General features: G+C 71.8%; 16 protein-coding genes and 1 tRNA gene. 6 read left to right on the top strand and 11 right to left on the bottom strand.

All coding sequences use genetic code 11. The features are described from left to right. Nucleotides 1-63 precede the first annotated feature (63 nt). Nucleotides 64-684, top strand: a complete 621-nt coding sequence (locus ACFP2V_RS07520) for a MerR family transcriptional regulator (RefSeq protein ID WP_381207566.1) — start codon at nucleotides 64-66, stop codon at nucleotides 682-684. Nucleotides 685-716: 32 nt separating this feature from the next. On the opposite strand, the gene ACFP2V_RS07515 is transcribed toward ACFP2V_RS07520, so the two are convergent. Continuing rightward, nucleotides 717-1,208, bottom strand: a complete 492-nt coding sequence (locus ACFP2V_RS07515) for a cupin domain-containing protein (RefSeq protein ID WP_381207274.1) — start codon at nucleotides 1,206-1,208, stop codon at nucleotides 717-719. Between the two features lie 168 nt (nucleotides 1,209-1,376). Here ACFP2V_RS07515 and pdxR point away from each other — a divergent pair, with 168 nt between their 5' ends. Beyond that, entirely contained in the window at nucleotides 1,377-2,819 is a 1,443-nt protein-coding gene (gene pdxR, locus ACFP2V_RS07510) for a MocR-like pyridoxine biosynthesis transcription factor PdxR (protein WP_381207271.1), read from the top strand. A 147-nt stretch (nucleotides 2,820-2,966) separates the two neighbouring features. Here the strand turns inward: pdxR and ACFP2V_RS07505 are convergent, their stop codons facing one another. Beyond that, nucleotides 2,967-3,776: an exodeoxyribonuclease III gene (locus ACFP2V_RS07505; RefSeq protein WP_381207268.1), complete on the bottom strand. Its 810-nt coding sequence runs from the start codon at nucleotides 3,774-3,776 to the stop codon at nucleotides 2,967-2,969. 80 nt (nucleotides 3,777-3,856) lie between these two features. Here ACFP2V_RS07505 and ACFP2V_RS07500 point away from each other — a divergent pair, with 80 nt between their 5' ends. Continuing rightward, the gene (locus ACFP2V_RS07500; RefSeq protein ID WP_381207265.1) at nucleotides 3,857-4,333 is read left to right on the top strand and encodes a GNAT family N-acetyltransferase; all 477 of its coding nucleotides are present in this window, start codon (nucleotides 3,857-3,859) and stop codon (nucleotides 4,331-4,333) included. Between the two features lie 46 nt (nucleotides 4,334-4,379). Here the strand turns inward: ACFP2V_RS07500 and ACFP2V_RS07495 are convergent, their stop codons facing one another. From ACFP2V_RS07495 to ACFP2V_RS07480, 4 genes are read right to left on the bottom strand one after another with little or no spacing between them, the layout of a single operon-like run. Next, nucleotides 4,380-4,706: a hypothetical protein gene (locus ACFP2V_RS07495; protein ID WP_381207262.1), complete on the bottom strand. Its 327-nt coding sequence runs from the start codon at nucleotides 4,704-4,706 to the stop codon at nucleotides 4,380-4,382. After that, the gene (locus ACFP2V_RS07490) at nucleotides 4,703-5,179 is read right to left on the bottom strand and encodes a hypothetical protein (RefSeq protein WP_381207259.1); all 477 of its coding nucleotides are present in this window, start codon (nucleotides 5,177-5,179) and stop codon (nucleotides 4,703-4,705) included. The genes ACFP2V_RS07495 and ACFP2V_RS07490 overlap by 4 nt, the downstream gene beginning before the upstream one ends. Next, the gene (locus ACFP2V_RS07485) at nucleotides 5,176-5,508 is read right to left on the bottom strand and encodes a hypothetical protein (RefSeq protein WP_381207256.1); all 333 of its coding nucleotides are present in this window, start codon (nucleotides 5,506-5,508) and stop codon (nucleotides 5,176-5,178) included. Before ACFP2V_RS07485 ends, ACFP2V_RS07490 begins: the two co-directional genes overlap by 4 nt. Continuing rightward, a complete protein-coding gene (locus tag ACFP2V_RS07480; protein ID WP_381207253.1) occupies nucleotides 5,508-5,843 on the bottom strand; it encodes a hypothetical protein in 336 nt (111 codons plus the stop codon). The genes ACFP2V_RS07485 and ACFP2V_RS07480 overlap by 1 nt, the downstream gene beginning before the upstream one ends. 183 nt (nucleotides 5,844-6,026) lie before the next feature. Here ACFP2V_RS07480 and ACFP2V_RS07475 point away from each other — a divergent pair, with 183 nt between their 5' ends. From ACFP2V_RS07475 to ACFP2V_RS07465, 3 genes are read left to right on the top strand one after another with little or no spacing between them, the layout of a single operon-like run. Further along, entirely contained in the window at nucleotides 6,027-6,299 is a 273-nt protein-coding gene (locus ACFP2V_RS07475) for a winged helix-turn-helix domain-containing protein (RefSeq protein WP_381207250.1), read from the top strand. Nucleotides 6,300-6,331: 32 nt separating this feature from the next. Further along, nucleotides 6,332-6,676, top strand: coding sequence for a hypothetical protein (locus tag ACFP2V_RS07470; protein ID WP_381207248.1), 345 nt, complete (start codon nucleotides 6,332-6,334; stop codon nucleotides 6,674-6,676). Further along, nucleotides 6,619-6,963 (top strand): DUF1330 domain-containing protein, encoded by a 345-nt coding sequence (locus ACFP2V_RS07465; RefSeq protein WP_381207245.1) that lies wholly within the window; start codon nucleotides 6,619-6,621, stop codon nucleotides 6,961-6,963. Before ACFP2V_RS07470 ends, ACFP2V_RS07465 begins: the two co-directional genes overlap by 58 nt. A 597-nt stretch (nucleotides 6,964-7,560) precedes the next feature. On the opposite strand, the gene ACFP2V_RS07460 is transcribed toward ACFP2V_RS07465, so the two are convergent. The 5 genes from ACFP2V_RS07460 to moaC form a co-directional block, all read right to left on the bottom strand. Then, a tRNA-Ala gene (locus ACFP2V_RS07460) sits at nucleotides 7,561-7,634 on the bottom strand. 82 nt (nucleotides 7,635-7,716) lie between these two features. Beyond that, the gene (sepX, locus tag ACFP2V_RS07455; protein WP_381207242.1) at nucleotides 7,717-9,015 is read right to left on the bottom strand and encodes a divisome protein SepX/GlpR; all 1,299 of its coding nucleotides are present in this window, start codon (nucleotides 9,013-9,015) and stop codon (nucleotides 7,717-7,719) included. 181 nt (nucleotides 9,016-9,196) lie between these two features. Beyond that, entirely contained in the window at nucleotides 9,197-9,847 is a 651-nt protein-coding gene (locus ACFP2V_RS07450; protein WP_381207239.1) for a GNAT family N-acetyltransferase, read from the bottom strand. A gap of 17 nt (nucleotides 9,848-9,864) precedes the next feature. Next, nucleotides 9,865-10,410, bottom strand: a complete 546-nt coding sequence (locus ACFP2V_RS07445) for a MogA/MoaB family molybdenum cofactor biosynthesis protein (protein WP_381207236.1) — start codon at nucleotides 10,408-10,410, stop codon at nucleotides 9,865-9,867. Beyond that, complete coding sequence (moaC, locus tag ACFP2V_RS07440; RefSeq protein ID WP_381207233.1) at nucleotides 10,407-10,970, bottom strand: cyclic pyranopterin monophosphate synthase MoaC; 564 nt, start codon at nucleotides 10,968-10,970, stop codon at nucleotides 10,407-10,409. The genes ACFP2V_RS07445 and moaC overlap by 4 nt, the downstream gene beginning before the upstream one ends. Nucleotides 10,971-11,037 lie beyond the last annotated feature (67 nt).

The following is an 11,037-nucleotide window of genomic DNA, read 5'->3' as shown; positions in this document are numbered from 1 at the left end:
ACGCCCTAGGCTGCTGCCGTGGCAGAGGAAGCGGAACCCAGGGGCGAGCGGCGCGAGTACCGCATGGAGGAGCTGGCCCGGCTGGCCGGCATCACGGTGCGCACGCTGCGCTTCTACCGCGAGCGCAAGCTGATACCGTCGCCCCGCCGCGAGGGCCGCATAGCGTGGTACGACGACCACCACCTGGCCCGGCTGAACACGATCACGGCGCTGCTGGAACGCGGCCACACCCTGAACGGCATAGCGGAACTGGCCGAGGCCTTCGACCACGGCCGCGACGTCGGGGAGCTCCTCGGCATGGACACCCCCACCGAGGAGACCCCGGTCCGCCTCACCCCCGAGGAACTCGCCGACCATTTCACCGGCGAGGTCACCCCGGAGAACCTCGCCGCCGCGATGGACCTCGGTTACCTCGGCACCGACGGCGAGGAGATCGTCCACATCAGCCGCCGCCTGCTGGACGTCTCGTCCGCCCTGGTCCGCGAGGGCATCCCGCTCGCGGAGGTGCTGCGCGCGGGCCGGGAGGTTCGCACCCACACCGATGCCATGGCCGACCTCTTCGCCGAACTGATCCTGCGCCACGCCCCCGAGGAGGCCGTGCACCGCCTGCGCCCCCTGGCCCGCAGCGTGGTCGACGCGGAACTCTCCCTGGCGATGGACCGCCGCCTGCGCAAGCAGGACTGACGGCTGGCAGCCGGCCGCCGGCCAGTCGCCGGTCAGTCGCCGGCCAGCTCTGCCTCCCAGAGGGAACTGGCGTAGTAATGGTTGTCGTACTGCTCGGAACTGGCCTTGATGTCCTCGACGGTGGCCTCCCCCTGGTGGACCCGCTCCAGCAGACGGTAGTAGTCGAAGCGGTCCATACCGGGGGTGAAGGCGACCAGCACGTCGGCCTCCTCGCCCCGGGCCGGAGCGAAAGCGTGCGGCAGCCGCGGCGGCACCGTCACGAAGTCGCCGGTTTCCAGGGTGACGATCCGGTCGCCCAGCAGCACCCGCAGGCTGCCGCCGAGCACGAAGAACATCTCGGTCGCCTTGGTGTGGAAGTGGGCGGGAGCGCCCGGCGACCCCTTGCGCAGACCGGCCCGGTTGGCCGTCAACGCCCCCTGGGTCCGGTCGGAGTCGGCGAGCAGCGTGATGAGACTGGTGGCCCCGTCCTGCAACGTCTCGGCGGAACCGGCACGGACGAGGACGGGTCGGGCGGACGCGTTCATGAGGTTCTCCTCGGATGCGGTCGGTCGGTGAACTGCGGGAAGCGGGTCCGCCCGGGTCGCCCCCGGGCCGTGTCCGGGCCGTGTCCGGATCCCGGCCTCACGCCGGCCCCCCGTCCCTCATGACCACCACGCTACGCACCCGAAAGACCCTGTGTAGGGTGCATTCCCGTGGCTGATTCATGGGTCAATCCAGCCGAACGCATCGGCAGCGACCTGCACTTGGACCTGAACCCGGACATGACCGGAGGCGGTGGCCGCCGTGCCGCGCTCGGTCGCGCGCTGCGCGAGGCGATAGGGGACGGACGGCTGGCCCCGGGCGCCCGGCTCCCTCCCTACCGGTCGCTCGCCGCCGACCTCGGTCTGGCCCGCAACACCGTCGCCGAGGCCTACGCCGAACTCGTCGCCGAGGGCTGGCTGGTCGCCCGCCAGGGGTCGGGGACACGGGTGGCCCCCAGAGCGAAGCCGGTCGGTTCCCCGCGGTTGCCCCACCCGTCGCCGGCACGTCCGGAGCCGCCCGCCCACAACCTGCGGCAAGGCCTGCCGGACGCCGCGTCCTTCCCCCGTACGGCCTGGCTGGCTGCCGCGCGGCGGGCGCTGAACGCGGCGCCCCACGAGGCGTTCGGGCCCGGTGACCCCCGCGGCCGGCCCGAGTTGCGACGCGCCCTCGCCGAGTACCTGGCACGCGCGCGAGGCGTGCGCACCAGCCCCGAGACCATCGTCGTCTGCTCCGGTTTCGCACCCGCCCTACGGCTTCTCTTCGACGGGAAGGTGCTGCGCGGCCCCCTGGCGGTGGAGTCCTACGGGCTGCCCTTCCACCGGTCGGTCCTGCAGGCCGCGCGCGTCCGGACCGTGCCTCTGACGCTGGACGAACACGGGGCGCGCACCACGGAGCTGTCCGCGCTGAAGGGCGTACGGACGGCGCTGCTCACCCCCGCCCACCAGTTCCCGACGGGAGGGCCGCTCCACTCCGAGCGGCGGGCCGCCGCGGTGGACTGGGCGCGCGGGAGCGGGGGCCTGCTGCTGGAGGACGACTACGACGGGGAGTTCCGCTACGACCGGGAGCCGGTGGGTGCCGTCCAGGGTCTCGATCCGCAGCGTGTCGTGTACCTGGGCTCGCTCAGCAAGAGCCTCTCCCCCGCACTGAGGCTGGGGTGGATGGTCCTGCCGGACCACCTGGTGGAGCCCGTCCTGCGCGTCAAGGGCGAGCGCGAGGCGTGGGCCGGTGTCACGGACCAGTTGACGCTCGCCGATTTCATCGAGTCGGGCCACTACGACCGGCACATCCGCCGGACCCGGCAGCGTTACCGGGACCGCAGGGACCGTCTCGTCGACCTTCTCGCCCACTGCGCGCCGCACATCGCCCTCACGGGCGTCGCCGCCGGGCTGCACGCGGTGCTGGGCCTGCCGCCCGGCACCGAGCGGTCGGTGACCGGGGCCGCGGCCCGGGAGCGCATCGCCGTGGACGGGCTCGCCGGCTTCCGGCATCCGGCCGCCACCATGCCCGCGCACGACGGCCTGGTCGTCGGCTATGCCGCCCCTCCCGACCACGGCTTCGGGGCGGCGCTCGACGCCCTCTGCCGCATCCTGCCCCCACCGCCCGACGGAAGCTGACCACCACGGCGGGCCGGCGCCCGGGGCCCCGGCAGCGGCCGGGACCCGGTGGCACTCCGCCCGCGAGGCGTGCCCGCGGCACACCACCCCACCGGGCGTCAGCCCCGAGGCCGGAACACCGGCGCACCACCCCACCGGGCTGGCGCCTCAGTCCCGGGGCCGGAACACCACCGTCACCGGCGCGTGGTCCGACCAGCGTTCGGCGTGCGTGGCCGCGCGTTCCACGTGGCCCTCGACCGCGCGGGCGGCGAGCCCGGGCGTGGCCACGGCGAGGTCGATGCGCCAGCCCGCGTCGTTGTCGAAGGCCCGCCCCCGGTACGACCACCACGAGTACGGCCCGTCGACACCCGGATGCAGCGCCCGGACGACGTCCACGTACCCGCCCTCGGCCGGATCGAGGACGCGAGAGAGCCACTCCCGTTCCTCCGGCAGGAACCCGGAGTTCTTGGTGTTGCCGCGCCAGTTCTTCAGGTCGGCCTGCTGGTGCGCGATGTTCCAGTCCCCGCACACCACGACCTCCCGGCCGTCGGCGGCGGCCCGCTCCCGCAGGCCCTTCAGATAGGCGAGGAACTCCCCCATGAAGCGGATCTTCTCGTCCTGCCGCTCGGTGCCGACCTCACCGGAGGGCAGGTAGAGCGAGGCGACGGTGACCCCGGGCAGGTCCACCTCCACGTACCGCCCGCTGCCGTCGAACTCGGCCGACCCGAAGCCGACCTGGACGCGATCGGGCGCACGCCGCGTGTACAGCGAGACCCCCGCGCGCCCCTTCGCCGCGGCGGGCGCGTGCACCACATGCCACCCCTCGGGCTCGCGGACGTGCTCGGGCAGCTGCTGCGGCTCCGCGCGCACCTCCTGCAGACACACCACATCGGCGGAGGTCTGCTCCAGCCACTCCACGAAGCCCTTCTTCGCGGCGGCACGCAGTCCGTTGACGTTGACGGAAGTCACAGTGAGCATCAGGGCACGATACCGGCACACTGGACGGGGTCCGAAAAACGGATCCTCCACCCCTCCCGGATTGATATACTTTACTGCGCATGAATATCCGCCGCGTCTCCTACGACCACCCCGACGCCGTCAAGCTGAACGACGAGGTCCAGGCCGAGTACCACGTCCGCTACGGCGACGGCGGCGACGCCACCCCCATGGACCCCGCGGACTTCCGCCCACCGAACGGCGTCTACCTGCTCGCCTACGACGAGAACGACACCCCCGTCGCCTCCGGCGGCTGGCGCGTCCAGAACACCAACGGCGAGGGCAACCGCGACGGGGACGCCGAGCTGAAGCGGATGTACGTGGCCGAGGGGATGCGCGGCCGGGGCCTGGCCCGCCGCATACTGGCCGTCCTGGAGGAGGACGCCCGCGCGGCCGGCCGCCTCCGCATGGTCCTGGAGACCGGCACCCAGCAACCGGAGGCCGTCGCCCTCTACACCTCCAGCGGCTACGAGCCCTGCGAGAAGTTCGGCTACTACCGCTTCCACGACAGCAGCCTCTGCTACGCGAAGCCGCTGTAGTAGATCGACTACGGTCCCAGAACGACTGACCCCAGATCATCACCGATCATTGCCAGAAAACCTCTTCCACAATGATCTGCGGGTCTTCGGTGCGCCGGACAAAGGTGTAGTGCAGCCAGCCGTGTCCGTGGTCGAAGAGGAAGACACGACTGCCCTTGGGAAGGTCGGACCGCACAGGCTGGACCTTCATACCTTCGGGAAGGTCCACATCTGTGTCGACACCCCGGAAATAGGGGTCCTTCGCCGTAACCAGTTCGGCGCGCACGGCATCGATCGTCTTTCGCACATGCTCCGGCAGCGCATCGCGGACAGCCTGAGCCTTGAGTGTCCAGTCCATCCGCCAGGGCGGGCCCATGAACCCGTCGCCGGTCACTGACCGGGCTCCAGCCGCTGCACCTCGTGCCGGATGTGGGAGGCCTCTTCCAGGAGCGCCTTGGCTTCGGCGATGTCGGTGGATTCTGCCGCGCGGTGGTGGAGATTCGCCATGTGAGCGTCGAGTTTCGGATCTCGGGCGATCGCGAACTCACCCCACCAGCGGGCCATGAAGGCGGGCACGGTACTGATGTCGTAGGCGTCTGCCACGGCCCACTTCCAGTGCTCGTCAAAGTTGGGAAGGAGCTGCGGGGCGTGCTGGGCGATGGCAGCACGCAGCGCTTTCGGGTTCCGCTCGGGCATGGGCGGAACGACCGGCGTGGGTTCTGCGGCGTGTGCGGTCATGACCGGATGTACTCCTTCGTGCTCCTTCGGCGCACCGTGACTCCGACGATAGCCCGCCTCGATGACGTGGGTGAGCCGCTCGTTGCCGGGGTTCTGGCGCCGGGCCGGGTACGCGGCGCGAGGGATCACGCCGGCGCTCCCGGGGCGTGGGCATCGGTTCCGTGGCTGTCACCTGCGCCACAGGGCTCGTCGGTGTCGTCCGGCGAGGGCAGGCGTCGCCCGCGGGCTTCCGCGACGCGCAGTGCGTCAGCGAGGCACTCAGTGAGGCGGACACCGGCGTACCGCACCTCGACGTACGGGGACATCGGGTCCTCCAGCACCAGTCGGGCGCGACGGAGCACGTCCAGGCCGTCGGCCAGCCGCGAGACATATCCGCCCTCACCGCCGTCGGCGAGGAAGCAGGGCTTGCCGTCCGGCGAGGACCAGGGCAGCAGCCGGAGCGAGGGGTACGACTCCATCACGCGGCCACCTTCCCCGCGCCGATGGTGTGCTGGTCGAGGTCGATCCCGAAGTCGGCGGCGAGGACGAGGGCGACCCTGCGACGCCGCTGACGTGCCGCCCGCTCCTGTTCATGGGCGGCGAGGTAGGGGCGGACGAGCCGGGAGTCGGTGCCGTCAAGGGGGAGGTGCAGGCAGTACGGGGAATGGTGCGGGGGGAGGCAGACGGAGTCGGCGGCGGACGCGGGACCGGCGGCGAGGTGCGCGGGGCGGGGGCCGCCCGCACGGTGGGCTCCGGTGCCGGGGCCGAGGAGAAGGCCCAGCCAATGGGCGAGGCGGCGGATAAGGTCATGCATGTCGACGCTCCTATGCGGCGTTGGCCGTGCCCCGGGAGGTCTGGCCACCTCGCCGGGGTCTTGTCGTTCTCGACTTTACCGTTAACCGCGTCCCCCTGCACCCTTCCCCTCTCTACCGCGTCCCACCGCGGTATACCGCGTTTCGCCTCCGCGCTGTGCGTCCCGGTGCACCAGCGTGGAGGCATGACTGACCTCCCGCGCTACGAATACGTGAAGCTTGCGGATGCCATCGCCGCCGACATCGCGTCCGGCAAGCTGCCGCAGGGCGCAGCTCTGCCAGGCGAGCGGGCCATGACGGATGTGTACGGCGTGAGCATCGGAACGGTGCGACGCGCCATTGTCGAGCTGCGAAAGCGCGGTCTCGTCGCAACGCTCCCCGCAAAGGGGACGTACGTCATCGGGACCCCTGAGTCCGCCCCCGACTCACCGGGCAATGAGAACGGAACCGCCGACTGACACTCCCGCCACACCGAGGGAAAGGAGTGAGCATGACGGCCAGGACACCGGCCGAGCAGGCGCTCGCCCGTTCGTACACGACCGGTGACGGCAGTATGAGGTTCGCCATCGCCGATCTGTCGGTGGAGCACCGTCCGGGCGGCGCCGCCGTGCTGGAATACCGGATCACGGTGGAGCGCCCGGGACGACAGGGCGAACGCTGGGCGGTCACACTCCCCTGGGACGACAGCTCCTTCGTCGACGTCCTCGTCTCGCCGGCCCCGGACCCCGACCGGCTCGAGCAACTGGTGCACATCGTCCGCGCGTTGCTGGAGGAGTGGTGGGACACGAAGGGCCACAACCGCCAGTCGGCGAAGATGGGGCACCGCCTCCCCTGAGTACTCCGTGGCCAGTTCCCGCAAAGCCGCGAGGAGCAGGTAACCCAACGGGATCCACACCACGTCCATTCGTTCCGCCGACCGCTCGGCCACACCCGACAGTTCGGCGCCCCGAACCCGAGGGAGCGGGGGCGCGGGCCTGGTGGGACTCACCCGCGTACCGGGAGATCGCACCGCTGCGCTCACGGCACATCGAGGGCGACATCATCCTGGTCGAAGGCGTGCCCGAGGGGTACGAACCGACCGGCGTCAACAAGGCGATGCGGGAAGCCCTTCCCGCCGATTAGCCCCGCACGCTTCGGACAGGGCGGGACCGTCCACTCGGACAGGCCGTGCGCCGCGGAGATCCACTCCGACCCTGAGCTGCCGGCCGCGCCGACCGCAGACCGCGGCGAGGGCCACGGGCCCGTGCCCGACCCGGGGGATGCCGCGTCACAGCGGGCCGTGGCGACCGAGCCGCCCCTCCGGCGCCGGAGGGAGACGGGGAAGTCCGCTGCGCCGACGCCGCCTCGGCCAAGGGCTGGGAGAGTCTCATCCGGCAGGCCCGCGAGACACTTACCGCGCCTGGATCACCCTGCGTACCGCGCCCGAGCCGACCACGGAGACGCCCCGGCACCACCGGCTCAAGGGCAGCCCGGCGCATGGCACCCACCGCGGGCAGACCTGCGAACAGTGGCAGATCGAAGTCACCGGTGGAGGCCGCATCCGGTACCTCGTCGACACCGCGCGGGCGACCTGCTGGATCACCTTCGCAAGCCCCGGGCACCCGCGGGCCACGGACCGCTGACGAGGGCGGCGTGACACCCGCCACAGGAACAGGAGGGTTGCTCGCGTCGACACGAAGAAGCCCCCGCCGGTTTCCCGGCGGGGGCTTTCAGCTGCGGTGGACCTGTGGGGATTTGAACCCCAGACCCCCTCGATGCGAACGAGGTGCGCTACCAGACTGCGCCACAGGCCCTTGCAACGAGTGAAACCTTAGCATCCCGATCGGGGTGCTCAAAAATCCGTTGCGGGTGGGGGGTCACCTGCGGTTTCGGGGGTCATTCGTTGGCTGCCCGGGGGCGGTCGCCGTCCTCGTACTGGTCGAAGAGCGGGGTGCGGCCGCGCTCGCGCGCCCGGCGGGCCGAGGCCGCCGTGGGGGTCGTCCCCCCGCGCGAGCGCCTTCGAGCGTGGGGGAGGGCGTCGGTGCGGCCGTCGCCGTCCAGGCGGTCGTCGTGGTCGCTCTCCGCGCCCGCGTCATGAGGTTCGGCGTCGTCGGACGCGGCGGCCTCCTCCGGGCCCGGGGCCATGGAGCTCGAACGGGCCGAGCTCCAGGTGTCCGGGGCACCGAGGTCCACGTCGCTGGTGGCGCGCGGGGCGACCGGGGCGGTCACGTACGTGGGCAGCGGGACCGGGACCGGGTCCCAGCTGTCGCCGCCCTGGCCGGGGCGCCGCTGGCGCTCGCGCTGCTGGTCGACCCACTCGGCGTGATCGGTCTGCTCCACGAGCGCCCGCCGGTCGGCGGCGAGCGCCAGAAGGCCGGGGTCGGTCTCCTGCTCCGGTTCGACGGCCGGCTCGAAGCCCTGCCCGGGTCCCTCCGGTGCGTCGGTGTCCGCGTCGCCGACGGACGGGCGACGGCGCGGCCGGCGCTCGCGCTCACGCAGCCGCTGCGCCGCGACCTCCGCCTGGCGGCGGTCCATCTGGTACGCGAACCGGCGGTGCTCCTGGGAGCGCAGGTACGCGATGTAGACGCTCAGCAGGACGGCCGGCACTCCGGGCGCCCACAGGAACGCGAGTCCGCCGACCGCCGCGACGACCGCGCCGAGCGTGAAGGCGACGAAGAGCAGGGTGGTGGTGCGCCGACGGCGCGCGAGCACCTTCGAGCGCCGGGCGCGTGCCGCGGAGGCCTGCGCCGACCGGGACTGCTGGGCGGTGGACCGGTCCGGTCCGGCGGGCTGCGCCCGTCGGGGGTCCCGTTCACGGCGGGCGGACGGGACGCGCTCGCGCGCGGGACCGGGTTCCGGGCTCCGCCGGTCCGGTCGCTGCGCGGGCTGCTCCCGTACGGGTGCCTGTATCTGCGGACGGGTCTGGGACACGGCGAAGGCCCGGACGTCCACCGAATCGGTGACCGCGTCCGGGTCGTGGGCGCTCCGCTCCTCCTCGTCGGTGGAGCGCGCCCGCAGGTCCTTGGCGTACCGGCGCTCCATTCCCGCCCGTCCGGACAACAATCGGATGGCGGTGCTGAAGCGTTCCGTCGGACGGGCTTCGTTCAGCTCGTCCTGCCTACGGAGCCACATCGGCACCAAGTAGGCGGCCCAGGCCCCGACAATGACTGCGTAGATGAGGCCGCTGCTGCTCACGCCTCACACGGTAGAGGGGTTTAGGTGGGGCCATCCGCCAATTGAGCCGGTGTGTCGCACGATCCGGCTGATATCTCGAACTTTTTTTGGATCGATGCGATCAGCAGACCACTCGAGGCGCGAAATTCCCCGCCTTCACGGACTTCGGACGGCCATCAAGCGATCAAATTCGAACATTTATTCAATTACCGGGGCTGTGCGGGATTCCGGGATTACGCCGCTCGCCCTCCGGCCGCTCACGCCGGGAGCGTTCCCGCTGCCAGCGGCTGAGCAACCCCTCGGGCACTTCCTCCGCTGTGAGCGCGAAGACGAGATGGTCGCGCCAGGCTCCGTCGATGTGCAGATAACTCGGGCGCAGCCCCTCCGCGCGGAACCCGAGTTTCTCCACCACTCGCCGGCTGGGTCCGTTCTCGGGGCGAATGCACACCTCGACACGGTGCAGCCCGACCGTACGGAAACAGTGGTCCACGGCCATCGCCACGGCTGTCGGCATCACTCCGCGGCCGGCCACCGCCTCGTCCACCCAGTAACCGACGTGACCCGAGCACATCGAGCCCCAGGTGATCCCCGCGACCGTCAACTGGCCGACCAGACGCCCCTGGTACTCGATGACGAACGGCAGCATCCGGCCCGCGTGCGCCTCGGCCCTCAGATGACGGACCATCTGGCGGTAGGTCGGCCGGTGCACGACCGGACCGGCGGGGGTGGGCGGCGGGATGGTCGCCTCCCAGGGCCGCAGCCAGTCACGGTTGCGGCGGTTGACCTCGCGCCAGGCCCGCTGGTCGCGCAGCTTTATGGGCCTCAGGACGACATCGCCGACCGCCAGCTCCACGGGCCAGGCCGAGCCGTTCAGCTCGCACCCCCGCCGCTGGCCCCCGGTCCGGGGTGGTCACCGCCGCGCAACTGGTCGACCGCGTGCTTCAGCAGCGGCTCCAGGACGGCGAGACCGTCCTTCACCCCGCCCCTGGACCCCGGCAGGTTGACGATCAGGGTCCCGACGCCCGCGACCCCCGCGACGCCCCGGGAGAGGGCGGCCGTCGGCACCTTGTCCCGGCCGTACGCCCGGATGGCCTCCGCGATGCCGGGCACCTCGTGGCCGATCACCGCGCGGGTCGCCTCGGGAGTGCGGTCGGTGGGCGAGATGCCGGTGCCGCCGGTGGTCACGATGACGTCGTACCCGGCCTCCGTACCCGCGCGCAGCGCGGCCTCCACCGGGTCGCCGTCCGGGACCACCCGGGGGCCGTCGACGGTGAAGCCGAAGCGCCGCAGGCCCTCGGCGACCAGCGGGCCGCCCGTGTCCTGGTAGACGCCGGCGGCGGCCCGGTTGGAGGCGGTGACCACCAGGGCGCTGTACGGCGCGAGAAGTGCGCCGTCACCGGATGCGTCGCGTGTCATGCCCTGCTCCAGTCGCCCGACGTGCCGCCCGTCTTCTCCTCCACCTGCACGTCCGTGATGACCGCCTTCTTGTCGACCGCCTTCACCATGTCGATCACGGTGAGCGCGGCGACCGAGACCGCGGTGAGCGCCTCCATCTCGACGCCCGTACGGTCCGTGGTCCGCACGGTGGCCGTGATCTCCACGGCGTCGTCCGCGACCGACAGGTCCATTTTCACCCCGGAGAGGGCGAGAGGGTGGCACAGCGGGATCAGGTCGGGGGTGCGTTTGGCACCCATGATGCCCGCGATCCGCGCGGTGGCCAGGGCGTCCCCCTTGGGGACCCCCTCGCCGCGCAGCAGTTCGATCACACGGGGCGAGACCAGGACACGGCCGGTGGCGCGGGCGGTGCGCGCGGTCACGTCCTTGCCGGAGACGTCGACCATACGAGCCGCGCCCGTCTCGTCGAGATGCGTCAGACGGTCCTGCGTACGGCCCCGCGTGCGGTCCTGGGTTCCGTCCTGCGTACGGTCGTCCTGCGCTGGAGGTCCGGGGGTCTCCCCCCGGGAAGGCACGGTCATGAGTGTGGCGCTCCCGGTCCGGGCCCGCCGCGGTGCGGCGCACGGGCCTGCTGTGCGCGACACGGTA

It is taken from the genome of Streptomyces incanus, assembly GCF_042656345.1.
In the GTDB taxonomy this organism is placed as follows: Bacteria; Actinomycetota; Actinomycetes; order Streptomycetales; family Streptomycetaceae; genus Streptomyces; species Streptomyces incanus.
Note: the sequence above shows the minus strand (reverse complement) of the source record. Positions and strands in the feature narration are given on the sequence as shown.

Bases quoted from the DNA above. Each gene is read 5' to 3' on its own strand.
- ACFP2V_RS07500 (WP_381207265.1), top strand. From the start codon at position 3,857: ATGAATATCCGCCGCGTCTCCTACGACCACCCCGACGCCGTCAAGCTG.
- ACFP2V_RS07480 (WP_381207253.1), bottom strand. From the start codon at position 5,843: ATGCATGACCTTATCCGCCGCCTCGCCCATTGGCTGGGCCTTCTCCTC.
- ACFP2V_RS07475 (WP_381207250.1), top strand. From the start codon at position 6,027: ATGACTGACCTCCCGCGCTACGAATACGTGAAGCTTGCGGATGCCATC.
- ACFP2V_RS07485 (WP_381207256.1), bottom strand. From the start codon at position 5,508: ATGGAGTCGTACCCCTCGCTCCGGCTGCTGCCCTGGTCCTCGCCGGAC.
- moaC (WP_381207233.1), bottom strand. From the start codon at position 10,970: ATGACCGTGCCTTCCCGGGGGGAGACCCCCGGACCTCCAGCGCAGGAC.
- ACFP2V_RS07520 (WP_381207566.1), top strand. From the start codon at position 64: ATGGAGGAGCTGGCCCGGCTGGCCGGCATCACGGTGCGCACGCTGCGC.
- ACFP2V_RS07515 (WP_381207274.1), bottom strand. From the start codon at position 1,208: ATGAACGCGTCCGCCCGACCCGTCCTCGTCCGTGCCGGTTCCGCCGAG.
- ACFP2V_RS07445 (WP_381207236.1), bottom strand. From the start codon at position 10,410: ATGACACGCGACGCATCCGGTGACGGCGCACTTCTCGCGCCGTACAGC.
- ACFP2V_RS07470 (WP_381207248.1), top strand. From the start codon at position 6,332: ATGACGGCCAGGACACCGGCCGAGCAGGCGCTCGCCCGTTCGTACACG.
- ACFP2V_RS07505 (WP_381207268.1), bottom strand. From the start codon at position 3,776: ATGCTCACTGTGACTTCCGTCAACGTCAACGGACTGCGTGCCGCCGCG.